Annotated in this window: 22 protein-coding genes and 1 riboswitch; of the genes, 19 read left to right on the top strand and 3 right to left on the bottom strand. The window is 66.4% G+C overall.

Annotated elements, in window-relative coordinates:
- Nucleotides 1-77 precede the first annotated feature (77 nt).
- Both VHN57_RS22770 and VHN57_RS22765 read left to right on the top strand, forming a co-directional pair.
- The gene (locus VHN57_RS22770; protein WP_423285661.1) at nt 78-1,061 is read left to right on the top strand and encodes a GlxA family transcriptional regulator; all 984 of its coding nucleotides are present in this window, start codon (nt 78-80) and stop codon (nt 1,059-1,061) included.
- Nucleotides 1,062-1,230: 169 nt separating this feature from the next.
- Nucleotides 1,231-2,712: a DNA recombination protein RmuC gene (locus tag VHN57_RS22765; protein ID WP_423285659.1), complete on the top strand. Its 1,482-nt coding sequence runs from the start codon at nt 1,231-1,233 to the stop codon at nt 2,710-2,712.
- Nucleotides 2,713-2,724: 12 nt separating this feature from the next.
- On the opposite strand, the gene VHN57_RS22760 is transcribed toward VHN57_RS22765, so the two are convergent.
- On the bottom strand, nt 2,725-3,741 hold the full coding sequence (locus VHN57_RS22760) for an acyltransferase family protein (RefSeq protein ID WP_423285657.1): 1,017 nt from the start codon (nt 3,739-3,741) through the stop codon (nt 2,725-2,727).
- Between the two features lie 35 nt (nt 3,742-3,776).
- On the opposite strand from VHN57_RS22760, the gene VHN57_RS22755 reads away from it, so the two are divergent.
- The 11 genes from VHN57_RS22755 (at nt 3,777) to VHN57_RS22705 (ending at nt 10,869) form a co-directional block, all read left to right on the top strand.
- On the top strand, nt 3,777-4,406 hold the full coding sequence (locus VHN57_RS22755) for a nicotinate-nucleotide adenylyltransferase (RefSeq protein ID WP_423285655.1): 630 nt from the start codon (nt 3,777-3,779) through the stop codon (nt 4,404-4,406).
- 12 nt (nt 4,407-4,418) lie between these two features.
- Nucleotides 4,419-4,808, top strand: a complete 390-nt coding sequence (gene rsfS / locus VHN57_RS22750) for a ribosome silencing factor (RefSeq protein ID WP_004209841.1) — start codon at nt 4,419-4,421, stop codon at nt 4,806-4,808.
- A 53-nt stretch (nt 4,809-4,861) separates the two neighbouring features.
- Nucleotides 4,862-5,284: a 23S rRNA (pseudouridine(1915)-N(3))-methyltransferase RlmH gene (locus tag VHN57_RS22745; RefSeq protein WP_287430788.1), complete on the top strand. Its 423-nt coding sequence runs from the start codon at nt 4,862-4,864 to the stop codon at nt 5,282-5,284.
- A 57-nt stretch (nt 5,285-5,341) separates the two neighbouring features.
- A complete protein-coding gene (locus VHN57_RS22740) occupies nt 5,342-6,592 on the top strand; it encodes a murein hydrolase activator EnvC family protein (RefSeq protein WP_423285652.1) in 1,251 nt (416 codons plus the stop codon).
- A gap of 55 nt (nt 6,593-6,647) precedes the next feature.
- Entirely contained in the window at nt 6,648-6,845 is a 198-nt protein-coding gene (locus VHN57_RS22735; protein ID WP_017501494.1) for a type II toxin-antitoxin system VapB family antitoxin, read from the top strand.
- Nucleotides 6,842-7,219 carry a type II toxin-antitoxin system VapC family toxin gene (locus VHN57_RS22730; protein ID WP_423285649.1) on the top strand — a complete coding sequence of 126 codons (378 nt, stop codon included), beginning with the start codon at nt 6,842-6,844 and terminating at the stop codon, nt 7,217-7,219. Before VHN57_RS22735 ends, VHN57_RS22730 begins: the two co-directional genes overlap by 4 nt.
- 103 nt (nt 7,220-7,322) lie before the next feature.
- Nucleotides 7,323-8,678 (top strand): S41 family peptidase, encoded by a 1,356-nt coding sequence (locus VHN57_RS22725; protein ID WP_004209836.1) that lies wholly within the window; start codon nt 7,323-7,325, stop codon nt 8,676-8,678.
- A 73-nt stretch (nt 8,679-8,751) separates the two neighbouring features.
- Entirely contained in the window at nt 8,752-9,246 is a 495-nt protein-coding gene (locus VHN57_RS22720) for a disulfide bond formation protein B (protein ID WP_010336967.1), read from the top strand.
- Nucleotides 9,243-9,797 (top strand): demethoxyubiquinone hydroxylase family protein, encoded by a 555-nt coding sequence (locus tag VHN57_RS22715; protein ID WP_423285646.1) that lies wholly within the window; start codon nt 9,243-9,245, stop codon nt 9,795-9,797. The genes VHN57_RS22720 and VHN57_RS22715 overlap by 4 nt, the downstream gene beginning before the upstream one ends.
- Before the next feature lie 15 nt (nt 9,798-9,812).
- The gene (locus VHN57_RS22710; protein ID WP_010336965.1) at nt 9,813-10,373 is read left to right on the top strand and encodes a hypothetical protein; all 561 of its coding nucleotides are present in this window, start codon (nt 9,813-9,815) and stop codon (nt 10,371-10,373) included.
- 97 nt (nt 10,374-10,470) lie between these two features.
- Complete coding sequence (locus VHN57_RS22705) at nt 10,471-10,869, top strand: hypothetical protein (RefSeq protein ID WP_029547618.1); 399 nt, start codon at nt 10,471-10,473, stop codon at nt 10,867-10,869.
- 10 nt (nt 10,870-10,879) lie between these two features.
- Here the strand turns inward: VHN57_RS22705 and VHN57_RS22700 are convergent, their stop codons facing one another.
- On the bottom strand, nt 10,880-11,296 hold the full coding sequence (locus VHN57_RS22700) for a DUF1801 domain-containing protein (protein ID WP_423285644.1): 417 nt from the start codon (nt 11,294-11,296) through the stop codon (nt 10,880-10,882).
- Nucleotides 11,297-11,330: 34 nt separating this feature from the next.
- A riboswitch (yybP-ykoY riboswitch) is annotated at nt 11,331-11,438 on the top strand.
- Nucleotides 11,439-11,531: 93 nt separating this feature from the next.
- On the opposite strand from VHN57_RS22700, the gene VHN57_RS22695 reads away from it, so the two are divergent.
- The 6 genes from VHN57_RS22695 (at nt 11,532) to gltB (ending at nt 21,092) form a co-directional block, all read left to right on the top strand.
- Nucleotides 11,532-12,110, top strand: coding sequence for a TMEM165/GDT1 family protein (locus tag VHN57_RS22695; RefSeq protein ID WP_010336962.1), 579 nt, complete (start codon nt 11,532-11,534; stop codon nt 12,108-12,110).
- Nucleotides 12,111-12,212: 102 nt separating this feature from the next.
- On the top strand, nt 12,213-13,142 hold the full coding sequence (locus tag VHN57_RS22690) for a complex I NDUFA9 subunit family protein (RefSeq protein ID WP_423285641.1): 930 nt from the start codon (nt 12,213-12,215) through the stop codon (nt 13,140-13,142).
- Between the two features lie 183 nt (nt 13,143-13,325).
- A complete protein-coding gene (locus VHN57_RS22685) occupies nt 13,326-14,135 on the top strand; it encodes an undecaprenyl-diphosphate phosphatase (RefSeq protein WP_423285639.1) in 810 nt (269 codons plus the stop codon).
- 165 nt (nt 14,136-14,300) lie between these two features.
- The gene (locus tag VHN57_RS22680) at nt 14,301-15,752 is read left to right on the top strand and encodes an NAD(P)-dependent oxidoreductase (protein ID WP_004209812.1); all 1,452 of its coding nucleotides are present in this window, start codon (nt 14,301-14,303) and stop codon (nt 15,750-15,752) included.
- Nucleotides 15,752-16,471, top strand: coding sequence for a DUF2059 domain-containing protein (locus VHN57_RS22675; protein ID WP_423286106.1), 720 nt, complete (start codon nt 15,752-15,754; stop codon nt 16,469-16,471). Before VHN57_RS22680 ends, VHN57_RS22675 begins: the two co-directional genes overlap by 1 nt.
- 85 nt (nt 16,472-16,556) lie before the next feature.
- Nucleotides 16,557-21,092 carry a glutamate synthase large subunit gene (gltB, locus tag VHN57_RS22670; protein ID WP_004209810.1) on the top strand — a complete coding sequence of 1,512 codons (4,536 nt, stop codon included), beginning with the start codon at nt 16,557-16,559 and terminating at the stop codon, nt 21,090-21,092.
- Here gltB and VHN57_RS22665 read toward each other — a convergent pair whose 3' ends face one another.
- The gene (locus VHN57_RS22665; protein ID WP_423285636.1) at nt 21,093-21,608 is read right to left on the bottom strand and encodes a hypothetical protein; all 516 of its coding nucleotides are present in this window, start codon (nt 21,606-21,608) and stop codon (nt 21,093-21,095) included. It abuts the gene before it with no gap.
- Nucleotides 21,609-21,635: the final 27 nt, after the last annotated feature.

Here is a 21,635-nt window from a genome sequence, read left to right as displayed (position 1 = left end):
CTATTAGGGGCGATGGCGGAGGATCGGGATTGGCGGTTCCGACATTAAGCGGGCCGATTCCGACAAAGGATTAGGACATGGCCGACACCCGCCTTCCGCGCGCCGAAGTGGGCATATTGCTCTATCCGGGCTGCCAGCAGGCGATGGTCCATGGCATGACCGACCTGATCGATATTGCCGGGCAGTTTTCGGTCCAGCATGGCGGCCCGGTGGTGCGCGTCAGCCATTGGCAGATGGGCGATGACGGCTGCTTTGCCCGCAGCCATGACACGCATGAAGCATTGAGCGGCACGCCCGACATCTGGCTGGTCCCCGGCCGCCTGACCGGCGTGCCCGAGGCGGAGGAAGCCGCGCCCTATGCCCGCTGGCTGCTCGATCGCCATGCCGCCGGCGCCACCCTTGCCTCCAATTGCGGCGGCGCCTTCCTGCTGGCGGCGACCGGCCTGCTCGACGGCCGCCCGGCCACGACCCATTGGTGGTTCGCCGACGCCTTCCGCGCCCGCTTCCCGGCCGTGAAGCTCGATTGCGACCGGATCGTCATCGACGATGGCGACATCATCACCGCTGGCGGGCTGATGGCCTGGACTGACCTTGGCATGCGGCTGGTCGACCGGCTGCTCGGCCCGACGGTCATGCTAGACACCGCCAAATTCCTGCTGATCGACACGGCCGGGCGCGAGCAGAAGCATTTCGCCCGCTTCCTGCCGCGCCTGACCCATGGCGACGAGCCGATCCTGAAGGTGCAGCACTGGCTCGCCGCGCGGGAAGCGAAGGCTGTCAGCGTCACCGAGATGGCGGCGCAGGCCGCGCTGGAGGAACGCACCTTCCAGCGCCGGTTCAAGGCGGCGACCGCCATGACCCCGATCGAGTATGTCCAGCATCTGCGCGTGGCGCGGGCGCGCGAGCATCTGGAATTTACCCGGCGCACGATCGACCAGATCGCCTGGAGCGTCGGCTATGAGGATGCCGCCGCCTTCCGCAAGCTGTTTCACCGCCTGGTCGGCCTGTCGCCAGGCGACTATCGCGCCCGCTTCGCCGCGCCCAGCGCACAGGCGGCGTAGCCCATCCCCTTCCGTTCGCTTCGAGCGAAGTCGAGAAGCCGGGCACGCCCCCCCCCCAGTTCCGCCTCCGTTTCTCGACAGGCTCGAAACGAACGGAGGATGGCGCTTCCGGCTTGCGGCCGCCTCCTTCGCCCGCTAAGTTCCCGTTTCGTTCCCAAAAAGGATAGTTATGGACAGCCTCGCCGCCCTTCTCATTCCCGTCGCGCTGCTGATCGGCCTCGCCGTCGGCTGGCTGCTCAAGGGCAAGGCGCTGGCGCCGCTGACCTCCGAAAAGGCCGATCTGGCCGGCAAGCTCGACATCGCGACCGCCCAGCGCAATGGCGCGATCGCCGAACTGGCGGTGGAGAAGGAACGGGTCGCGCAGGGCATGAGCCAAGTGGCCCGGCTCGAATCCGCGCAGGCCGCGTCCGAGCAGCGGATCGAGGCACTGCAGGCCGCCGCCAGCCAGCGTATCGAAGCGATCCAGACCGAGCGCGAGGCCGCGCTGCGTGACCTCGCCGCGCTCCAGTCCGACATCCATGCCCGCACCCAGGCGTTCGAGCAGCAGATCGCCGCGCTCAAGGACGCGAAGGAACAGCTTTCCGCCCAGTTCAGCGAAATCGGCGGCAAATTGCTCGAATCCGCCCAGACTCAGTTCCTGACTCGCGCCGACCAACGCTTCGCCCAAGCGAGCGAAAAGAGCGAGGCGCAGTTGAAGACGCTGCTCAACCCGGTCGAAACCACGCTCAAGCGCTATGAGGAAGGCCTCGCCCGCGTCGAGAAGGATCGGGTCGGCAGCTATGCCGAACTGCGCGAGGCGGTTCAGCAGGTTCATCTCGGCCAGGGCCAGGTGCGCGAGGAAACGGCCAAGCTGGTCAATGCCCTGCGCGCTGCGCCCAAGACGCGCGGCCGCTGGGGCGAGCAGCAGTTCAAGAATCTCATCGAAACCGCCGGCCTTTCCCCCTTCGTGGACTTCAAGGAGGAAGTGTCGGTCGCAGTCGAGGACGGCCGCCTGCGCCCCGATTTCGTCATCAACCTGCCCGGCGACCAGCAGATGGTGGTCGACGTCAAATGCTCGCTGGTCGCCTATCTGAACGCGGTCGATCAGGTCGATCCGGCGCAGCGCGACGCCCATATGCTCGACCATGCCCGCGCGATGCGCACCCATGCCGATGCCCTGGGGCGCAAGGCCTATTGGGAACAGTTCGACAAGGCACCCGACTTCGTCATCATGTATGTGCCCGGCGACAATTTCGTCACCGCCGCGCTGGAAGCGGACATGGAGCTTTGGGAACGCGCGGCAAAGAATCGCGTCATCATCTGCGGTCCCGCCACCTTCCTGCCGCTCGCCCGCACGCTGGCGGGCCATTGGCGCCAGGCCAAGATGCAGGAACAGGCGCAGCAGGTCGGCCAGCTCGGCAAGGAACTTTATGAGCGCCTGTCCGTCGCCGCGACCCATTTGCGCAAGCTGGGCTCCGGCCTCAACAGCGCGGTCTCCAACTATAACAGCTTCATCGGCAGCTTCGAGACGCGCGTCCTCTCCACCGGTCGCAAGTTCCGCGATCTCGACATCGAGACCGGCGGCAAGGAGATCGAGGCGATGGAACCGCTCGACGTCCTTGCCCGCGACGCCCAGGCCGACGAAGCGCGCGCGCTGCCGGCAGCGAAATAGGATCGTCTCGGCCTAGCTTGCCGCCACCGGCGCGGACGAAAGCGTCGTGGCCCCCGGACGACGCGGCCGGGCCTGCACCCAGGCAATCAACCCCGCAATCGCCAGGCTGGCGGCAACCCCGCCGGCCACGGGCACGCCCAGCATCAGCCCCGTCATGCAGACAGGCGCATGCACCGCATAGAGCGGGAAGGAGAGCGCTCCACTCCCGACCAGCAGTCGCGACCCGCCCCGCCAGCGCAAGGCGCCGGCCAGCATCAGCGGACAGACCAGCAGGATGAAGACCATCCCGTCTATCCAGCCATGCGCATCGACCATCGTGCCAATACCGAAATAGAGCGGCATCATGGCAAAGGCCGCCAGCGGCGAAACCATGATGGTCGGCCGGTCGCGCCACCAGCGCCACAGGATGATCCCCATGCCATAGGACAGCATGACCCGCGGCAGGCCGAAGAGGAAGCTGGCCGGCTGCGCGCCGACATCCACCCCGACCCGGCTGGCGATGACGGCAAACAGCACGGCGCTGAACAGCACGACATGGCCTAATGTCCTGGTCGATAAACGGCGCAGCACCAGACCATGGGCAATATTGGCGATCAGCTCCGCCAGGATCGACCAGGCCGGCCCGTTGAGCGGATAGAGACGCCAGGTGAAGAAACTGGGAACAAGCAGCACACTGGCCAGCGCCGCCGGCCAGGCCCTCATGTCGCTGGTGGCCATAAACCCTGGCAGCGCGATCAGCCCCGCCATAGCCATGACCGGCAGGAAACGCCGATATCGCGCGCGGACGAACGCGCTGGTGGACAGCCCCTGCCCCAACCGCGCCTCATAGGTGCGCGCCATCACATAGCCGCTTAGCATGAAGAAGAAGTCGACCGCGAGATAGCCGTTGCCGCGCGCCGCCCCGGTGGCCCAGGTCAGCGCATGGAACAGCAGGACGCTGATCGCGGCGATCCCGCGCAATCCATCGAATCCGATCAACCGCCCCTGCATGGCGCTGCTATAGCGGGCAAGCCTTAAGAATCTGCCCATTGCCGCCCCGCCCCGGCGCTGGCATGGCTGCCCCCATGAAAAAGATCGGCCTGCTTGGCGGCTCCTTCAATCCGGCGCATGGCGGGCATCGCGCCATTTCGCTGTTCGCAAGGGACGCCTTGGGCCTCGACGAAGTCTGGTGGCTGGTGTCGCCCGGCAATCCGTTGAAGCCCGCCAGGGGCATGGCGCCGCTGCCCGTCCGCCTTGCCCATGCGCAGAAAATCGCCCGCCGCGCGCCGATTCGCGCCACGGCGATCGAGCGCCAATTGGGCACCCGCTACACCGTCGACACGCTGCGCGCGCTTCGCCAGCGCTACCCCCGCAACCGCTTCGTCTGGCTGATGGGCGCCGACAATCTGGCGCAATTCAGCCAATGGCGCGACTGGCGCGGCATAGCGCGACAGATGACCATTGCCGTCATCGCCCGTCCGGGCTATGATGACGCTGCCCGTGGCTCTACGGCCATGAGCTGGCTGCGGCGCTTCGTCCGGTCCGCGCGCCAGAGTGCAGACTGGACGAATTGGAGACCACCGGCGCTCGTGCTATTGCGCTTTCGCCCTGATCCAAGATCGGCAACCCTGCTACGGCAGGCGGACCCCCTCTGGCATCGCGAATATGAAGCAACGTGTGTGCGCGATCCGCTCACGCGCCGGATGATCGTCTAGATTGGAGTTTAATTGACTAACCTCGCCCCTGCCAACGATACGGCGCCTGCCGCCGATAGCGTGGCCGCCCTGCACGCCCTTGTCATGCAGTCGCTCGACGACGACCAGGCACAGGAAACCATCTCCATCCCCCTCGAAGGCAAGAGCAGCATCGCCGATCATATGGTGATCGCGAGCGGCCGTTCGTCGCGTCAGGTCGCGGCGATCGCCCAGCATCTGGCCGAACGGATCAAGAAGGCCACCGGCCGCTCCGCACGGGTCGAAGGCCTGCCGGTCGCCGACTGGGTGCTGATCGATGCCGGCGACGTGATCGTCCATCTGTTCAAGCCGGAAGTGCGCAGCTTCTACAATCTGGAACGGATGTGGGGCTTCGTCGACGCACCGGTCGCGGGCAACGCCTGATCCTTGCCGTCGCGCCCTTCGACATGGGCGCGATGACAGGCTAGGGAGGAGCCATGCTCCTCCATATCATCGCGCGCGGCAAGATCGGGCGCTCGCCCGAGGCCGATCTGGTCGACCGCTATGTCAAGCGGCTGACCATGCCGTACAAGATCACCGAAATGCCCGACCGGGGCGGCAAGCTGCCGCCCGTCGGTCCCGGCACGGTGACGGTCATGCTCGACGAAAAGGGCAAGCAGCTTTCCTCGATGGACTTTGCGCGGCGGATCGAGGGCTGGCGCGACACCGGCACGCGCGAGATCCGCTTCCTGATCGGCGCGGCCGATGGCTTCGACGATGCCGAACGGACCAATGCCGACCTGCTGATCGCCTTTGGCGCCATGACCTGGCCGCACATGATCGCCCGCGCCATGCTCGCCGAACAGCTGTGGCGCGCCTGCTCGATCCTCGCCAACCACCCCTATCACCGCGAAGGCTGAGGCTCGACATGCCCACGGCTTGCGCCTAGTCAAAGCCCTATCGGGCGGGACAAGCGGTTGAAGCGCAGCATCATCAGCAACAGCATCACGGGCATCGCACTGGCCGGCATCTTGGCCCTTATCGCCACGCGCCTGCCCGCCGCGGACGATGCCGCGATCATCCTGCCTGGCACCGCCGGCACCACGCTGGCACAGGAACAGAAGGCGCTGCGCGACGCCCGCCGCCAGTCGGTGGAGGCCGCCGACCGATCTGTCCGGCTGGAGCGCCAGGCCGGCATGGCCCGTGACGAGGCCGAACAGGCCGGCCGCCGCGCCGCCGCCATGGCCGCCCGCATCCAGCAGGCCGAGGCCGATGTGCAGGCCGCCCAGGCCCGCATCGCCATCATCGCCCGAATGCAGCGCGCCCAGGCCGCGCGCCTCGCCGCCAGGCAGGAACCGGTGGTGCGCCTGACCGCCGCGCTGCAGATGATGAGCCGCCGCCCGCTCGCCCTTGCCCTCGTCCAGCCCGGATCGATCAGCGACGCCGTCCATATGCGCGCGGTGCTGGGACAGGTGCTACCGGTGATCGAGCAGCGCACCGCGGGCCTGCGCGCCGAGCTGGACCGCAGCCGCGCGATCCGCGCCACCGCCCAGCAGGCCGCCGACGCCCTGACCAAGAGCCGCCGCGACCTCACCGATCGTCAGGCCGCCCTGCGCCAGCTCGAAACGCAAAAGCGCGTCGCCGCCCGCGACTATCGCGCCAATGCCGGGCTGGAGAGCGAACGCGCGCTGGCGCTGGGCGAGAAGGCGCGCGACATTGTCGACCTGATGGACCAGCTGGAGGTGGCGAGCGACCTGCGCGATCGCCTGGCGCAACTGGCCGGCCCGGTGCTGCGCCCCGCCCGCCCCGACCGGGCCGGCGCCCCCGCCCCCGACCGCGAGGCGCTGGACAGCGGCCCGCCGCCCTATCGCCTGCCGGTCGTCGGCCAGCTCGTCACCGGCATGGGTGAGGTGAATGACGGCGGCGTACGCTCGCGCGGCCTGACGCTGGTGACCCAGGCCGGCGCCCAGGCAGTCGCGCCGACCGCCGGCCGCATCGCCTTTGCCGGCCCCTATCGCGGCTATGGCCAGATCCTCATCATCGACCATGGCCAGGGCTGGACCACCCTCATCACCGGCCTGCACCGCGTCACCGCTCAGGTGGGCGAGAGTGTGCGCCAGGGCGACCCGGTCGGCCTCACCGCCGCCCAGGGCCGCCCGACAGTGACGATCGAACTGCGCCGCAACGGCCGCCCGGTGGACATCGTGCCGCTGGTGGGAATCGGCTGAAGCATTGAAATCATCATCATATGATGATAAATATCGTGCCTAAGGAGCATGATATATGCGCACGACACTGGCCCTTGATGATGAGCTTGTCTCCAAGGCGGAAGAATATACCGGCATCAAGGAAAAATCCGCCCTGGTGCGGGAAGCGCTGACCGCTCTGGTCCAGCGCGAAGCAGCGCGACGCCTCGCATTGTTGGGTGGCAGCGCGCCCGATATGGAACCGGCACCACGCCGCCGATCGGATCCTGAATGATCCTTGTCGACAGCTCCGTCTGGATCGATCATCTGCGCAGCGGCAATCCGATGCTGACCGATCTTCTCAATGCCGAGGCTGTCCTTTGCCACCCCTTTGTGATTGGCGAATTGGCCTTGGGAAGTCTGCCCGATCGGCACGACTTTCTCGCGTTATTGCGTGACCTGCCTAAAGCGACGGAAGCCAGCAATGATGAAGTGCAACTGCTGATCGAGGCTGAATATCTATTTGGGCGCGGCATCGGCTATGTCGATGCCCATCTGCTTGCATCGGCACGCCTGACTGCCGGCTCGCGGCTATGGGCACGCGACCGGCGGCTGCACGAAAATGCCATGCGATTGGGCATCGCCTGGCAATCCGACCGGCCCCATTAACCCCACGCTCATCGACGCCAGGCAACATTGGTCGAAGCGCGCTTTTGCGTTGGATAGCGAATCGACGTATATCGATCCCTTGATGCGGACTCCAAGGACAGCCATGAAATCCACCTTCCTGCAGGGCGCGGTCGCGCTCGGCGCGCTTGCGCTCATCCCCGCCACCACCGCGGCGCTCGCCGATGGCGAGGCATCGAGCTACAAGGCGCTCGACGAATTCATGGACGTCTTCCAGAAGGTCCGCAGCGACTATGTCGAGAAGGTCGACGACGAAAAGCTGATCAAGGGCGCGATCGACGGCATGCTCGCCAGCCTCGATCCGCACAGCAGCTTCCTCGATGCGCGCGATTTCCAGAATCTGCGCACCCAGACCGAGGGCAGCTATGGCGGCCTTGGCCTGTCGGTCACGCAGGAGGATGGCGCGGTCAAGGTGATCGCCCCGACCCAGGACACGCCGGCCTGGCGCGCCGGGATCAAGGCTGGCGACTATATCACCCATATTGACGGCCAGCTCATCTATGGCGGCACGCTGGACGAGGCGGTGGACAAGATGCGCGGCGCACCGGGCACCAGCATCAAGCTGACCATCGTGCGCACCGGCCGCGACAAGCCGATCGACCTGACCCTCACCCGCGAGATCATCGAGATCAAGCCGGTGAAGTGGGAAGTGAAGAACAATATCGGCGTCATCAACATCGTCAGCTTCTCGGCCAATACCGGCGCCGATGTCCGCTCGGCGATCCGCAGCATCGACAAGAGCTTGGGCCACAAGCCGACCGGCTATATCCTCGACCTGCGTTCCAACCCCGGCGGCCTGCTGGACGAAGCGGTGTCGACCAGCGACGTCTTCCTGGAGCGCGGCGAGATCGTATCGCAGCGCGGCCGCAACAAGGGCGATGTCGAACGCTATTATGCCAAGCCCGGCGATGACGCGAAGGGCCTGCCGGTGATCGTGCTGGTCGATGCGGGCTCCGCTTCGGCCTCCGAAATCGTCGCCGGCGCGCTTCAGGACCAGCATCGCGCGCTCATCATGGGCGAACGCAGCTTCGGCAAGGGCTCGGTCCAGACCATGTTGCCGCTGTCGAACACCACCGCGCTCAAGCTCACCACCGCGCGCTACTTCACGCCTTCGGGCCGCAGCGTGCAGGAAGGCGGCATCCAGCCGGACATCAAGGTGCCGCAGCTCAGCGACCCGGATTACAAGGATCGCCCCAAGTTCCGCGAAAGCGACCTGCGCCGCCACCTGATCAACGAGATCAAGACCGACGACGCCGCGCTGGAAGAGGACAGCAAGGAAGATCCGCGCTTCGCCCAGACCGCCGAGGAGCTGAAGAAGAAGGGGATCGAGGACTTCCAGCTCGATTATGCGCTCAAGACCATTTCCCGCCTCGCCGGCACGCCGGGCGCCACCATCGCCCAGGCGCAGCAGGCCGCTGCGCGCAAGCCCGGCGCAAAATGAGTCGTGCCCGTTCGGATGACCGGACGGGCAAGTTCAGCATGACGAAAGGCGGACAAGGGTTTAAGCGGGCGATATGAACAGCTTGTCCCCCGCCCTGGGCCGCGCCCGCCTGCTTGCCCTGCTCGTGCCCGTGATCGCGCTGGGCACGGCCTATGCCTCCCAATATCTGGGCGGGCTGCATCCGTGCGAAATGTGCTGGTGGCAGCGTTATCCCCATATGGCGGCGATCCCGCTGGCGCTGGTCGCCTATGCGCTGCGCGGCCGCGCCTGCATGAGCGGCCTGTTCGCCGGTTTCGCCGGCATCGCCATCGGCATCAGCGGCGCCATCGGCCTGTTCCATGCCGGGGTCGAATATGGCTGGTGGGAAGGGCTGACCGCCTGCTCGACCACGCCGACCGGCGGCAGCAGCGCCGATATTTTGAGCCAGATCATGGCAACGCCGATCACCCGCTGCGATGTTGCGCCCTGGAGCCTCTTCGGCATTTCGCTGGCAGGCTATAACGGCCTCTTGTCGGGCGCGGCCGCGCTCGCCATCTTGGCCCTGCTGCTGAAAGCGAGGAAGGCATGAGCGCCACCAAGAATTTCCCCCGGCCGGGCCGTCGCACGAACAAGGTCGATCGCGCCTCCATGGTGCGCGTCGACCAGGCCGGCGAATTCGGCGCGGTGCGCATCTATGCCGGGCAGCTTGCGGTGATGGGCGATCGTCATCCCTATGGCCGGCTGATCGCCGGCATGGCCGCGCAGGAGGAGCGCCACCGCGCCGCCTTCGACGCGCTGATCGCCGAACGCGGCGTGCGCCCGACCGCGATCCATCCGATCTGGAATGTCGCCGGGTTCGCCCTGGGCGCCGTGACCGCCGCGATGGGGCCAAAGGCTGCCATGGCCTGCACCGCCGCGATCGAGACCGAGATCGACCTTCATTATGAAGAACAGTTGCAGCAACTGGGCGAGGATGATCCGGAACTCTCTGCCCTGATCAAGGATTTCCAGGCGGAGGAGGTCGAGCATCGCGACGCCGCCATCGCCCATGGCGCGGAACAGGCCCCGGCCTATCCGCTGCTGTCCGGCGCGATCCGCCTGGGTTGCCGCGCCGCCATCGCGCTGTCGAAGCGCATCTGAACAAGGGACGGACCGATGATGAAGACCCCGTTGATCGCTCTGGCCGCCGGCCTGATGCTGGGCACCGCCGCCCCCGCGCTCGCGCAGCAGGACAGCGCCCCCACGGCCGCCACCAGCACCGGCTCCGAAAAGGTCAATCTGGTCATCGTCTATGGCGATGATGCCTGTCCCCAGAGCCAGGGCGACGGCATCGTCGTGTGCGCGCGCAAGGGCGAGGAGGAACGCTATCGCATTCCCGAGCCGCTGCGCGGCGACCCCAACAAGCCCAGCAACCAGGCCTGGGGCGAGCGGGTGAAGTCGATGGAATATGTCGGTCGCGACGGCACCGAAAGCTGCTCGCCGGTCGGCGGCGGCGGCGCCACCGGCTGCTTCGCCAAACTGTCGCGCCTGGCCAAGGCGGAACGGCAGCAGGCCGACAATGCCAGCTGGAAGGATCTGGTCGAAGCCGAGCGCGCCAGGCGCCTGTCGACCATCGACGCCGACAGCGAAGCGATCGAAAAGCGCGTTCTGGCCGAGGAAAAGGCCGACGCCGATGCCAAGAAGGCGCAGGAACAGGAAGTCCCGCCCCGGCCGTGACGGCATGGGGCGTCCTGCGGCGTCTGTTCATATCGATCCCGCGCCAGTGCAGCGCGGGACGAACGGGGTGCAACCGGGGCGAATGAAGGAATTGATGATGCGTCTCCCCCGCCCCCTGCTGATCGCCGGCCTGGCCGCGCTGGCCCTGCCCGCTGCGCCGGCCGTCGCCCAGGATGATCCGCCGCAGAAGATCTTCAACCTCATCGTCTATGGCGATGATCCCTGCCCGACGGGCGAGGGCGAGGAAATCGTGGTCTGCGCCCGCAAGCCCGAATCCGAACGCTATCGCATCCCCAAGAAGCTGCGCGAAAAGCCCGAAGAAGTGGGTGGCCCCGGCTGGGGCAGCCAGGTCGCGACGATGGAACAGACCCAGCGCCAGATCCTGCCCAACAGCTGCTCGGCCATCGGCAGCAACGGCTTCACCGGCTGCACCGCCCAGATGCTGCAGCAATGGTTCGCCGAACGGCGGATGCAGCAGAGCAGCAGCACGCCCTGAGCCGCTTTTCCTAGCGCGGATACAGCCCGTCCATATGCGCCAGGCTCTGCACGATCAGCGCCTCCAGCACCTCCATGTCGATATCGGCCAGCCGCTTGACATAGAGGCAGCCCTTGCCGCGCCGATGCCTGCCTAATGCCTTGAAATCGGCGTCGTCGAGACCGGCGAGATAGAAGACCAGCTCCGCCTTGCGCGGCGCAAAGCCGATCCGGCACATGTCGCCCTCGCGCCCGCTGTCATAGCGATAATGATAGCGGCCAAAGCCGATGATGCTCGGTCCCCACAGCCGTGGCGGCTCGCCCGACACCCGCGCCATCAACGCCGCGACCATCCGACCATCCGCCTGTCGCTCGGCCGGTTCGACCGTGTCGAGATAGGCGGCGACATCCGCCATCGTCTCCGTGGTCTTGTTCTCGCCCGTCGCCATCGGCTTGCCTTTCGCGGCCTGTCCGACTACAGGCTAGCGCGTCATCTGGGGAGTAGCCAGCCGTTCCGCTGACGGGACGGGCCATATGTCAACATATTTGGCCGAGAGGCCATGGCATATGGGATGCGGTATCAGCCGCATCGGGCGAGACCAATGGCATCGGCTTCCCAGTCCGGCCGGGCGGGGAAGACGGTGGCATTGTGTCTTTTGTCAGAGCCCGGCCCGGACGTTCTTCATGGAAGCCTTCCTCACCTCCACCGCCCTCGTCGCGCTCGCCGAAATGGGCGACAAGACGCAGTTGCTGGCCATGCTGCTCGCCACCCGCTTTCGCAAGCCGGTGCCGATCATCCTGGGCATCTTCGTCGCGACCATCGCCAATCATTTCCTCGCCGCGCTGGTCGGCCATTCGATCGCCGGGGTGCTGACCCAGCCCTGGTTCCGCTATGCCGTGGCGGGCAGCTTCATCGCCATGGCGCTCTGGACGCTGGTGCCTGACAAGATCGATGAGGATGCGCCGCTCAAGGCCCCGTCCAAGGCCGGCGTGTTCGTGACCACCCTGGTCGCCTTCTTCCTGGTCGAGATGGGCGACAAAACGCAGGTCGCGACCGTGGCGCTGGGCGCCCAGTTCGACAATCTGCTCGCCGTCACCGCCGGCACAACCTGCGGCATGATGCTGGCCAATGTCCCGGCCGTGCTGTTCGGCGAAGCGCTGGCGAAGCGCGTGCCGATGCGCGCGTTGCAGGTCGGCGCGGCGCTGCTCTTCCTGCTGCTGGGCCTGTGGATGATCGCCGGACTGCAGGGCTGGATCGGGTAAAATCGGAACGCCGCCGCCGGCGGGCGGTTGTCAGCGGGCGGCGGAAGTTGCAAGGGAAACGGCACGAACTTTCCCCTTTTCGAACAGCATGGGACGCGCGTGATGAAGGACAATCTGGTAACCATCTTCGGCGGCGGCGGCTTTCTCGGGCGCCAGGTCGCCCAGGCGCTGATGGCACGCGGCGCGCGCGTGCGCATCGCCCAGCGCGACCTCGCCAATTCGGTCAAGGTGAAGGCGCTCGGCAATCTGGGCCAGACCCAGTTCGTCGCGGCCAATATCCGCAAGCCCGACACCGTCGCCCGCGCCCTGCACGGCAGCGACATCGTCATCAACCTGGTCGGCATATTGAGCGGCGATTTCGACGCGGTTCAGCATGACGGCGCCGCCAATGTCGCCAAGGCGGCCGCCGCCGCCGGCGTCACCGCGCTGGTCCATGTCTCGGCGATCGGCGCCGACACCAACAGCCCTTCGGCCTATGGCCGGTCCAAGGCTGAGGGCGAAGGCGCCGTGCTGGCTGCCTTCCCGACCGCGACCATCGTGCGCCCGTCGATCATCTTCGGCCAGGAGGACCAGTTCCTCAACCGCTTCGCCGGCGTCGCCAGCAGCGGCCCGGTCGTACCGGTGATCGGCGCCGCCACCAAGTTCCAGCCTGTCTATGTCGGCGACGTCGCCGAGGCGATCGCCAATGCGGCGCAGCAGCCCGGCGTCTTTGGCGGCAAGACCTTCGAACTCGCCGGCCCGCAGGTCATGAGCATGAAGGAAATCAACGCCTGGGTCGCCAAGGCGATCGGCCGGGGCGACAAGCCGCTGGTCGAAGTGCCCGGCGCCTTCGCCTCGCTGCTGGCGATGCTGCCCGGCGGCCCGATCACCCGCGACCAGCTTGCCATGCTGGGCCACGACAATGTCGCCGCGCCCGGCGCGCCGGGCCTTGAGGCGCTGGGCGTCGCGCCCACGCCGATGGCCGCCGTCGCCGAACGCTGGATGGTCCCCTATCGCAAGCATGGCCGCTTCGCCGGCCGCGTGAAGGCCTGATCCATTCCCGCCATCGGCTCGACGGGCCGATGATCGGCCACGACCGGCCGTGGCCATGCCGCTTTGCCTTTTCGCTGCACTGCGGCATGGTGCATCCCTGACATATAGGCATTGCCCGGCCCTCTCCCTTCGCAGGGGGAGGGCTTGGCTTATGCGCCCCCTGCTTGAGGATCCGACATCCCCATGGACATGCATTATCTGACGGTCATCCTGCTCGGCATCGTGGAGGGATTGACCGAATTTCTCCCCGTGTCCTCGACCGGCCACCTCATCCTGGCGAGCGAGCTGCTCGGCTATGATGCGTCGGTCTGGGCGATGTTCAACGTCATGATCCAGCTCGGCGCGATCCTCGCCGTCGTCGTCCTCTACTGGCGCACCTTCTGGGCGGTGGCCATGGGCCTGCTCCGCCTCGATCCGGTCAGCATCCGCTTCGTGCGCAACCTGCTGGTCGCCTTCATCCCCGCCGTCGTCATCGGCCTTGCCCTGCACGATTATATCGACACGCTGCTCGGCTCGCCCCGCGTCGTCGCCGTCGCGCTGGTGGTCGGCGGCATCGCCATCCTGGTGATCGAGCGCCTGATCAGGGAACAGCGTTTCCACGGCATCGCCGACATTCCGCTGGTCCGCGTCATCGGCATCGGCTTCATCCAGTGCCTCGCCATGGTGCCGGGCGTCAGCCGTTCGGGCGCGACCATCATGGGCGCGCTGACCCTGGGTGTGGAGCGCCGCACCGCCGCGGAGTTCAGCTTCTTCCTCGCCATCCCGACCATGCTCGGCGCCTCGACGCTGGAACTGCTCAAGAAGGGCGACCAGCTGACCAGCGCCCAGGTCGGCTGGGACAGCATCGCGCTCGGCTTCATCGTCTCCTTCATCGTCGCGCTGCTGGTCATCAAATGGTTTGTCGGCCTGGTGTCGCGCCATGGCTTCGCACCCTTTGCCTGGTATCGAATCATTGCCGGCATCGGCGCGCTGGTCTGGCTCAGCCTGAGATAAGGCCGATACGGACCTAATATTTGAAAGATAATTACAGCGCCGCGACAGTCTTTTCCCAAACCGCCAGATAATAGGTCAGCCTAGCTGTCTTAAATGCCAGAATCCGCGTGACTCCGCGGGTTTTCCTGCTATGCGCACTGCAAACAATCGTTGCAGGGAAATGCCATGGCTGAAAATCCGATGCTGAAGTTCGTGGGCAAGGAACAGGCCTATCCGGAAAAGCGCGGCGCTGATGCGCGCGCCGAGGACTTTCTGGAAATCAGCAAGTCCTTCATCCTGGACAAGGCCGAGGAACAGGCGTCGCGCTGCTCGCAATGCGGCGTGCCCTATTGCTCGACCCACTGCCCGCTGCACAATCATATCCCCGACTGGCTGCGCCTGACCGCCGAGGGCCGGTTGCGCGAAGCCTATGAGCTGTCGAACCTGACCAGCACCATGCCGGAAATCTGCGGCCGCATCTGCCCGCAGGACCGTCTGTGCGAGGGCAATTGCGTGATCGAATTTTCCGGCCACGGATCGGTCACCATCGGCTCGGTGGAAAAGTTCATCACCGACACCGCCTGGAAGGAAGGCTGGGTCGAACCGCTGGTCCCCGGCGCCGCGCGCGGCCAGTCGGTCGGCGTCATCGGTGCCGGCCCCGCCGGCCTCACCACCGCCGAATATCTGCGCGTCGCGGGCTATGAAGTCCATGTCTATGACCGGCATGACCGCGCCGGCGGCCTGCTGACCTATGGCATCCCCGGCTTCAAGCTGGAAAAGGATGTCGTCATGCGCCGCGTCCAGCGCCTCAAGGACGGCGGCATCATCTTCCACGAAGGGTTCGAGGTCGGCCGCGACGCCAGCATGGAACAGCTGCGTGCGAAGCATGACGCGATCCTGATCGCCACCGGCGTCTACAAGGCCCGCGACATCAAGGCGCCGGGCGTCGGCGCGCCGGGCGTGGTCAAGGCGCTCGACTATCTCACCGCCTCCAACAAGGCGGGCTTTGGCGATGCCGTGCCCGGCCACGAGGATGGCACCCTGCTCGCCACCGGCAAAAATGTCGTCGTGATCGGCGGCGGCGACACCGCGATGGACTGCGTCCGCACCGCCATCCGCCAGGGCGCCAAGTCGGTGAAGTGCCTCTATCGCCGCGACCGCGACAATATGCCCGGCTCGCAGCGCGAAGTCGCCAATGCCGAGGAGGAAGGCGTCGAGTTCGTCTGGCTGACCGCGCCGATCGCCTTCGAGGGCACGGAGCATGTCACCGGCGTAAAGGTCACCAAGATGCGCCTGGGTTCGCCCGACGCATCGGGTCGCCGCGCGCCCGAGCCCGATCCGGGCAGCGAACATACGCTGGAAGCCGATCTGGTCATCAAGGCGCTGGGCTATGATCCCGAAGACCTGCCCCGCCTGTTCGGCGCCGACGACCTGTCGGTCACCCGCTGGGGCACGCTGCGCGTCGATCACAAGACGATGATGACCAGCATGGACGGCGTCTTCGCCGCCGGCGACATCGTGCGCGGCGCATCGCTGGTGGTCTGGGCCATTCGCGATGGCCGCGACGTGACCGACCATATGCACAAATATCTCAAGGCCAAGGCCGTCGCCGCCGCCAGCGAGAAGGTTGCCGCCTGATACGCCTCGCCTTCCTGTCCCTGTTGCTGCTGGCGGCCCCGGTCGCCGTGCAGGCGCAGACGCCGGTGGCGCCTGTAGCCGCCGAGCAGCCGGTCGATCCGGCGCTGCTCGCCAAGGCGCAGCCGATCGCGGCCCTCATCCTGCCCGACGGCACGATGGAAAAGATGATGGGTCCGATGATGCAGAAGATGATGGGCCCGATGATGGACAGCATGACCAAGATGCCCATCCGCGAGTTCCTGAAGGTCGGCGGCATCGACCCCGAACGGGCCGAAGGTCTGGGCGAAGGCACGATGGAGGAAATGATGGCGATCCTCGATCCCAATTTCCGCAAGCGGATGGACGTGATCGTCAACACCATGATGCCGGCCATGGGCCGCTTCATGGGCCGTTACGAACCGGACATGCGCGCCGGCATGGCGGAGGCATTTGCCTATCGCTACAATGCCACCGAGCTGGATCAGATCGCCGCCTTCCTGAAGACGCCGACCGGCGCCAAGTTCGGCGAGGGCTTCATGCAGCTGGCAACCGACCCCCATTATATCGGCCGCATGCAGAAGATCATGCCCGACATGATGAAGGCCATGCCGGAGATCATGCAATCCTCCCAGGCCGAACTCGCCAAGCTGCCCAAGCCGCGCACCTATAAAGACCTGACAAAGGCCGAACGCGACCGCCTCACCGCATTGCTCGGGGCGGACACGCAAAAGGCAAACTGACGATCGACGCCGGCACGCCGGCACCAACAGAATGAAGGCGGCCGTGCCCCAAGAAGGGGACGGCCAGATGCAAGGGTAAGTCATCATGACCGACACCAATTTCATGGCCAGCCCCGAAGAGCGCGCACGCATCGCTGCCGAGGGCATGTATCATCCCGAGATGGAGGGCGATGCCTGCGGCGTCGGCCTGGTCGCCGCCACCGATGGCCGGCCCAGCCGCCGCGTCGTCTCCTCCGCGATCGATGCGCTCAAGGCCGTGTGGCACCGCGGCGCGGTCGACGCCGATGGCAAGACCGGCGATGGCGCCGGCATCCATGTCGACCTGCCGGTCCGCTTCTTCGACGATGCGATCGCCGATTCGGGCCACAAGCCGCTGCCCAACCGCCTGGCCGTCGGCATGATCTTCCTGCCCCGCACCGACCTCAGCGCGCAGGAAACCTGCCGCACCATCGTCGAAGCCGAGATCATCGACGCGGGCTACACCATCTATGGCTGGCGCCAGGTGCCGGTCGACGTCTCCGTCATCGGCGAGAAGGCGCAGCGCACCCGTCCCGAGATCGAGCAGATCATGATCGCCGGCCCGATGCCGGAGGAACGCGACGTCGGCGAGTTCGAGAAGGATCTCTACCTGATCCGCCGCCGCATCGAGAAGAAGGTGATCGAAGCGCAGATCAGCGACTTCTACGTCTGCTCGCTGTCGTGCCGCTCGATCATCTACAAGGGCCTGTTCCTCGCCGAATCGCTGTCGGTCTTCTATCCGGACCTGCAGGACGAACGGTTCGAGAGCCGCGTCGCCATCTTCCACCAGCGCTATTCGACCAACACCTTCCCGCAATGGTGGCTGGCCCAGCCGTTCCGCACCCTCGCCCATAATGGCGAGATCAACACGATCCGCGGCAACAAGAACTGGATGAAGAGCCACGAGATCAAGATGGCCTCACTAGCCTTCGGCGAGCAGTCGGAAGACATCAAGCCGGTGATCCCGGCCGGCGCGTCGGATACCGCCGCACTGGACGCCGTGTTCGAGGCGATCTGCCGCTCCGGCCGCGATGCGCCCACGGCCAAGCTGATGCTGGTGCCCGAGGCATGGCAGGCGGAAAGCGCCGAGCTGCCCAAGGCGCATGCCGACATGTATGAATATCTCGCCTCCGTGATGGAGCCGTGGGATGGCCCGGCCGCACTCGCGATGACCGACGGCCGCTGGGTCGTGGCCGGCGTCGACCGCAACGCGCTGCGCCCGCTGCGCTACACGCTGACCGGCGACAATCTGCTGATCGTGGGTTCGGAAACCGGCATGGTCGTCGTGCCCGAAACCACCATCGTCCAGAAGGGCCGCATGGGTCCGGGCCAGATGATCGCGATCGATCTGCAGGAAGGCGAAGTCTATGACGACCGCGCGATCAAGGATCGCATCGCGGGCGAGCGCCCCTATGGCGACCTGATCAAGGACTTCCTCGACATCACCGACCTGCCCGACGTCCCCAGCGCCCTGCCGGCATGGGACAAGGCGGAATTGACCCGTCGTCAGGTCGCGGCCAACATGACGCTGGAGGATATGGAACTGATCCTCGCGCCGATGGTGGAGGATGCCAAGGAAGCGATCGGCTCGATGGGCGACGACACGCCGCTGGCGGTCATCTCCGACAAGCCGCGCACCATCAGCCATTTCTTCCGCCAGAATTTCAGCCAGGTCACCAACCCGCCGATCGACCCGTTGCGCGAACGGCATGTGATGAGCCTCAAGACGCGCTTCTCCAACCTCCACAACATCCTGGAGGAAGATGCGCAGAACAGCCATGTGCTGGTGCTGGAATCGCCGGTGCTCAACAGCGCCGAATGGGCGCGGCTCAAGGCCTATTTCGGCCCGGCCGTGGCCGAAATCGACTGCACCTTCCCCTCGACCGGCGGCCAGGAACAGCTGCGCGCGGCGATCGCCCGCATCCGTGAGGAGGCCGAGCAGGCGGTGCGCGAAGGGCGCAGCGAACTGTTCCTGACCGACGAGCGCGCCGGGCAGGACCGGGTCGCGATCCAGGGCGTGCTGGCCGCCGCGGCCGTCCACACCCATCTCGTCCGCAAGGGCCTGCGCAGCTATGCGTCGATCAACGTGCGGTCGGCCGAAGCGCTCGACACCCATTATTTCGCGGTGCTGATCGGCGTCGGCGCGACCACGGTGAACGCCTATCTGGCCGAAGCCAGCATCGCCGATCGCCACGCCCGTGGCCTGTTCGGCGACCTGACCCTCGACCAGTGTTTCGAGCGTCAGCGCACCGCGATCAACGAGGGTCTGCTCAAGATCATGTCCAAGATGGGCATCGCGGTCGTCAGCTCCTATCGCGGCGGCTATAATTTCGAAGCGGTCGGCCTGTCGCGCGCCCTGGTCAACGATCTCTTCCCCGGCATGCCGGCGAAAATTTCGGGCGAAGGCTATGCCTCGCTCCACTATTCGGCGATGCTGCGCCACGACAAGGCCTATGACAGTGCGGTCGTCCGCCTGCCGATCGGCGGCTTCTATCGCCAGCGCAACGGCGGCGAGGCCCATGCCTATTCCGCCCAGCTGATGCACCTGCTGCAGACCGCCGTCGGCACCGACAGCTATTCGACCTATCTGCAATTCTCGCGCGGCGTGCGCGACCTGCCGCCGGTCTATCTGCGCGACCTGATGGAGTTCAACTTCGCCCGCGAGGCGGTGCCGATCGACGAGGTCGAAGCCACCACCGAGATCCGCAAGCGCTTCGTGACGCCGGGCATGTCGCTGGGTGCGCTCAGCCCCGAAGCGCATGAGACGCTGGCGATCGCGATGAACCGCATCGGCGCCAAGGCGGTGTCGGGCGAGGGTGGCGAGGATGCCGCGCGCTTCAAGCCCTATGAGAATGGCGACAATGCCAATTCGGTGATCAAGCAGATCGCGTCGGGCCGCTTCGGCGTCCATGCCGAATATCTGGGCTCCGCCGAGGAAATCGAAATCAAGGTCGCACAGGGCGCCAAGCCCGGCGAGGGCGGCCAGCTGCCCGGCTTCAAGGTGACCGAATTCATCGCCCGCCTGCGTCACTCGACGCCCGGCGTGACGCTGATCTCGCCGCCGCCGCACCATGACATCTACTCGATCGAGGATCTCGCGCAGCTCATCTATGACTGCAAGATGATCAACCCGCGCGCCCGCGTCTGCGTCAAGCTGGTCAGCCAGGCCGGCATCGGCACGGTCGCGGCCGGCGTTGCCAAGGCGCATGCCGACGTCATCCTGGTCGCCGGCCATGTCGGCGGCACCGGCGCCAGCCCGCAGACCTCGATCAAATATGCCGGCACCCCCTGGGAAATGGGCCTGTCGGAAGCCAATCAGGTACTGACCCTCAACGGCCTGCGCCACCGCGTGAAGCTGCGCACCGATGGCGGCCTCAAGACCGGGCGCGACATCGTCATTGCCGCGATCCTGGGCGCCGAGGAATTCGGCATCGGCACGCTGTCGCTGGTCGCCATGGGCTGCATCATGGTGCGCCAGTGCCACAGCAACACCTGCCCCGTGGGCGTCTGCGTGCAGGATGAGAAGCTGCGCCAGAAGTTCACCGGCACCCCGGAAAAGGTCATCAACCTGATGACCTTCATCGCCGAGGAAGTGCGCGAGATCCTGGCCCGCCTTGGCTTCCGCAGCCTCGACGAAGTGATCGGCCGCACCGAACTGCTGAAGCAGGTCAATCGCGGCGCCGAGCATCTCGACGATCTCGATCTCAACCCGATCCTGGCCAAGGTCGACGCCCCCGACGAGCATCGCCGCTTCAGCCTGCCCCAGTGGCGCAATGAAGTGCCCGACAGCCTCGACGCGCAGATGATGAAGGATGCCCGCGCCGTATTCGAGCGCGGCGAGAAGATGCAGCTGACCTACACGGTGCGCAACACGCACCGCGCCGTCGGCACCCGCCTCTCCTCGGCCGTGACCGAAAAGTTCGGCATGTCGACCTTGGCGGACGGCCATCTGACCGTGCGGCTGCGCGGTTCGGCCGGCCAGTCGCTCGGCGCCTTCCTCTGCAAGGGCATCACCCTCGAAGTGTTCGGCGACGCCAACGACTATGTCGGCAAGGGGCTTTCGGGCGGCATCATCAAGGTGCGCACCACCGTCTCCTCGCCGCTCTCGTCGAAGGACAACACCATCCTTGGCAACACCGTCCTCTACGGCGCGACCAGCGGCAAGCTGTTCGCGGCGGGCCAGGCCGGCGAGCGCTTCGCGGTCCGCAATTCGGGCGCGAAGGTGGTGGTCGAAGGCTGCGGCGCCAATGGCTGCGAATATATGACCGGCGGCACCGCCGTGATCCTGGGCAAGACCGGCGCCAATTTCGGCGCGGGCATGACCGGCGGCATGGCCTTCATCCTCGACGAGGATGGCAGCTTCCCGAGCCGCGCCAACCCGGAAAGCATCGTCTGGCAGCGTCTGGACAGTGCCCATTGGGAAGGCGAGTTGAAGGCGCTGATCGCTGAACATGCGGTCGCGACCGACAGCAAATGGTCGAACACCATCCTGGAGGACTGGGATCGCTGGCGCCGCTACATCTGGCAGGTCTGCCCGAAGGAAATGGTCAATCGCCTGGCCCATCCGCTGAGCGACGCATCGACCCCGGTCGCTGCCGAATAATTACTGCGGCAAGCCCGCCTCTGCCGGTTCTGCGGGGACCGGCGGGGACGGCGCCGTCGTCGCCGCGACCGGCCTCAGCGCCGGTCCCGGTTCCGCCTCGCCCGCCGCGAATCGCTCGATCCGCGGCGGCAGGCGATCGACCCGCACCGTCGGCTGCGGCAGCGGCGGATACCCCAGCGCCGCCGATTCGACCGGCTGTTCCTCTTCCGCCAGATAGTCGCGCACCGCCGGATCGCGCGATTCGCCGATCATGCCATCGGCATCCAGCCCCGCCATGTCGGCCTGCATCCGCCGTTCCTCCAGGGGCGGTCCGCATCCGGTGCAGGTCACGAACGCCGGTCCGCGCTCGGCCTCCGGCAGAGTCTGCGCCGTCGCCATGTCGCCGCTATCCAGTTCCGCCTCCAGCGCAGGCCGCACCGGCTTTTGCGGGCTGGTGACATAGGCGCCCAGGCCCAGCCCCATCACGGCGGCGGCCACCAGCGCGCCGCCCGATCCCACCCAGAAATGCAACGACATGGGGCCAGCCCCCTTTCGCAACCGACT

This window comes from Sphingobium salicis subsp. salicis (assembly GCF_049472635.1).
In the GTDB taxonomy this organism is placed as follows: Bacteria; Pseudomonadota; Alphaproteobacteria; order Sphingomonadales; family Sphingomonadaceae; genus Sphingobium; species Sphingobium yanoikuyae_A.
The sequence above is the reverse complement of the archived record's forward strand: the minus strand, read 5'-3'. Positions and strand labels throughout refer to the sequence as shown.

What these genes read in the sequence shown, in the direction of transcription:
- VHN57_RS22715 (WP_423285646.1), top strand. Translation starts at nt 9,243, where the DNA reads ATGAGCGCCACCAAGAATTTCCCCCGGCCGGGCCGTCGCACGAACAAG.
- VHN57_RS22730 (WP_423285649.1), top strand. Translation starts at nt 6,842, where the DNA reads ATGATCCTTGTCGACAGCTCCGTCTGGATCGATCATCTGCGCAGCGGC.
- VHN57_RS22665 (WP_423285636.1), bottom strand. Translation starts at nt 21,608, where the DNA reads ATGTCGTTGCATTTCTGGGTGGGATCGGGCGGCGCGCTGGTGGCCGCC.
- VHN57_RS22770 (WP_423285661.1), top strand. Translation starts at nt 78, where the DNA reads ATGGCCGACACCCGCCTTCCGCGCGCCGAAGTGGGCATATTGCTCTAT.
- VHN57_RS22695 (WP_010336962.1), top strand. Translation starts at nt 11,532, where the DNA reads ATGGAAGCCTTCCTCACCTCCACCGCCCTCGTCGCGCTCGCCGAAATG.
- VHN57_RS22690 (WP_423285641.1), top strand. Translation starts at nt 12,213, where the DNA reads ATGAAGGACAATCTGGTAACCATCTTCGGCGGCGGCGGCTTTCTCGGG.
- VHN57_RS22680 (WP_004209812.1), top strand. Translation starts at nt 14,301, where the DNA reads ATGGCTGAAAATCCGATGCTGAAGTTCGTGGGCAAGGAACAGGCCTAT.
- VHN57_RS22735 (WP_017501494.1), top strand. Translation starts at nt 6,648, where the DNA reads ATGCGCACGACACTGGCCCTTGATGATGAGCTTGTCTCCAAGGCGGAA.
- VHN57_RS22710 (WP_010336965.1), top strand. Translation starts at nt 9,813, where the DNA reads ATGATGAAGACCCCGTTGATCGCTCTGGCCGCCGGCCTGATGCTGGGC.
- VHN57_RS22705 (WP_029547618.1), top strand. Translation starts at nt 10,471, where the DNA reads ATGCGTCTCCCCCGCCCCCTGCTGATCGCCGGCCTGGCCGCGCTGGCC.
- VHN57_RS22700 (WP_423285644.1), bottom strand. Translation starts at nt 11,296, where the DNA reads ATGGCGACGGGCGAGAACAAGACCACGGAGACGATGGCGGATGTCGCC.
- gltB (WP_004209810.1), top strand. Translation starts at nt 16,557, where the DNA reads ATGACCGACACCAATTTCATGGCCAGCCCCGAAGAGCGCGCACGCATC.
- VHN57_RS22720 (WP_010336967.1), top strand. Translation starts at nt 8,752, where the DNA reads ATGAACAGCTTGTCCCCCGCCCTGGGCCGCGCCCGCCTGCTTGCCCTG.
- VHN57_RS22685 (WP_423285639.1), top strand. Translation starts at nt 13,326, where the DNA reads ATGGACATGCATTATCTGACGGTCATCCTGCTCGGCATCGTGGAGGGA.
- VHN57_RS22745 (WP_287430788.1), top strand. Translation starts at nt 4,862, where the DNA reads ATGCTCCTCCATATCATCGCGCGCGGCAAGATCGGGCGCTCGCCCGAG.
- VHN57_RS22765 (WP_423285659.1), top strand. Translation starts at nt 1,231, where the DNA reads ATGGACAGCCTCGCCGCCCTTCTCATTCCCGTCGCGCTGCTGATCGGC.
- VHN57_RS22725 (WP_004209836.1), top strand. Translation starts at nt 7,323, where the DNA reads ATGAAATCCACCTTCCTGCAGGGCGCGGTCGCGCTCGGCGCGCTTGCG.
- VHN57_RS22755 (WP_423285655.1), top strand. Translation starts at nt 3,777, where the DNA reads ATGAAAAAGATCGGCCTGCTTGGCGGCTCCTTCAATCCGGCGCATGGC.
- VHN57_RS22760 (WP_423285657.1), bottom strand. Translation starts at nt 3,741, where the DNA reads ATGGGCAGATTCTTAAGGCTTGCCCGCTATAGCAGCGCCATGCAGGGG.